The following is a 2,037-nucleotide window of genomic DNA, read 5'->3' on the forward strand; positions in this document are numbered from 1 at the left end:
CTTTAATACTCCTTTTTAAAATTAATAGATTTTGATTTTAATAAAATTATTGTTTCAAAAAGTGCAAATATCTACTTTTTAGCAGAATTACGAAGAAGTATCTCATAATATTTCTAAAATAAAAAGTTAAACTTCCCTGACTGCCTGGCTTTCAGTGAGTTTCTATCGCTTCATTTTTTGTGGTTTCAACATATTTTCCGGATTAAGCATCGTCTCAAGCTCATCTTTGGTCATCAGATTTTGTTCGAGCACAAGATTGTAAACGCTTTTACCGCTTTCAAGGGCATCTTTCGCCAGCTTGTTGGAAACGTCGTAACCAAGGAAAGGCACCAATGCCGTCACCAGACCAATGCTGTTTTCGACCATTTTGCGACAATGTTCTTCGTTGGCAGTAATGCCATTGATACAACGATACATGAAGGTGTTCATTCCGTTTTTGAGCATCTCGATAGACTCAAGGATACTGTGTACCATCACAGGTTCCATCACGTTGAGCTCAAGCTGACCGGCTTCTGCTGCCAATGTTACGGTGAGGTCGTTCCCAATTACTTTAAAAGCTATCTGATTGACCACCTCCGGAATTACGGGGTTTACTTTGCCGGGCATGATAGAGCTTCCGGGCTGCATCGGTGGCAGATTGATCTCGTTGAGGCCAGCACGGGGACCTGAAGCGAGTAGACGCAGGTCGTTGGAGATTTTGGAGAGTTTTATTGCCAGGCGTTTTACGGCTGACGAATACATCACAAAAGCGCCAGTGTCTTGGGTAGCTTCCACAAGGTTTTCGGCCAATTGCAAATCCAGGCCTGTGATCTCGCGCAGATGCACAATCACTTTGTCGCTATATTCCGGATCGCTGTTGATTCCAGTTCCGATGGCGGTAGCGCCCATATTTACTTCCAGGAAAAGACGTGCATTCTGGTCAAGTCTTCCAATCTCTTCTTCAAGAGTTACAGCATAAGCTTCAAAAGCCTGCCCCAAAGTCATAGGAACAGCATCCTGCAGTTGTGTACGTCCCATTTTGATGACGTGTGCAAATTCGCGCGACTTTTTGCGGAAAGCAGCAATAAGATTCATCAGCACATTTATCAACCGCTTGTTGCTGTTGATGAGCGCTATTTTTACGGCAGTAGGATAAGCATCATTGGTCGATTGCGACAGGTTCACATGGTTGTTTGGGTGGCAATATTCGTACTGGCCTTTTTCGTAGCCCATAATTTCCAATGCCCTGTTGGCAATCACCTCGTTGGCGTTCATATTGGTAGAAGTTCCGGCACCGCCCTGGATGGTATCTACTGCAAAGTGATGGATAAACCTGCCGTTCATAATTTCGCGACAAGCCTGCTCCATAGCTTTGGTTACAGGCTCTTCGAGCAGCCCCAGATCGAAGTTGGCGCGTGCTGATCCGAGCTTCACCATTGCCAGCGCTTCTACCAGACGGTGGTAAAAGTTAATCGTAACACCACTTATATGAAAATTCTCGAGGGCGCGCAGTGTTTGCACACCATAGTAAACTTCGTAGGGTACCTCGCGTTCGCCAAGTAAATCGTGTTCGATGCGGGTGCGACCCGATTCGTACTGTGCCGCCGATTGTGCGACGTGGGCATTGGACTGCCGCATACGCCGAGAGATGACGCGTGTGATATTAGAAAAGATTTTGAGCGATATGGCGCCTTGCTCGGCAAAAAATTGCTTGTCCACGGTGTAAATCTCAACGGGGGTCATCGCCCTTGCCGATGTAGAATGTGGAGAATCATCGGTGAGTGAACCTTCGCCTAGAAAGTCGTGGGGGCCAAAAATACAAAGCCGCTTCTCGCGGTTTCCGTCGGCATTTTTGAGCAGTTCCACTTCCCCGCTGCTGATAAGGAAAATGCTTTCACGCGGCGAGTTCTCAACAAAAAGGTTATCGCCTTCGGCTACCGAAACCGGCGTGATATGCTCGGATACTGTTTGTATCTCCTGAGCATCCAGCCCATTAAACAACTCGATTTTTTTGATAAAAGCAATCCGGTTGTCTTTCTCTTTACTTTTCATATTTCT

General features: G+C 46.2%; 1 protein-coding gene and 1 pseudogene. Both read right to left on the reverse strand.

Annotated elements, in window-relative coordinates:
* Window positions 1-162 precede the first annotated feature (162 nt).
* Window positions 163-1,617, reverse strand: coding sequence for an aspartate ammonia-lyase (aspA, locus tag VFC92_05970; GenBank protein HZK07730.1), 1,455 nt, complete (start codon window positions 1,615-1,617; stop codon window positions 163-165).
* 69 nt (window positions 1,618-1,686) lie between these two features.
* A pseudogene (locus VFC92_05975) lies at window positions 1,687-2,031 on the reverse strand (cyclic nucleotide-binding domain-containing protein).
* Window positions 2,032-2,037 lie beyond the last annotated feature (6 nt).

The organism is Bacteroidales bacterium, assembly GCA_035647615.1.
Taxonomy (GTDB): domain Bacteria; phylum Bacteroidota; class Bacteroidia; order Bacteroidales; family 4484-276; genus SABY01.

What these genes read in the sequence shown, in the direction of transcription:
- aspA (HZK07730.1), bottom strand. Translation starts at nt 1,617, where the DNA reads ATGCGGCAGTCCAATGCCCACGTCGCACAATCGGCGGCACAGTACGAA.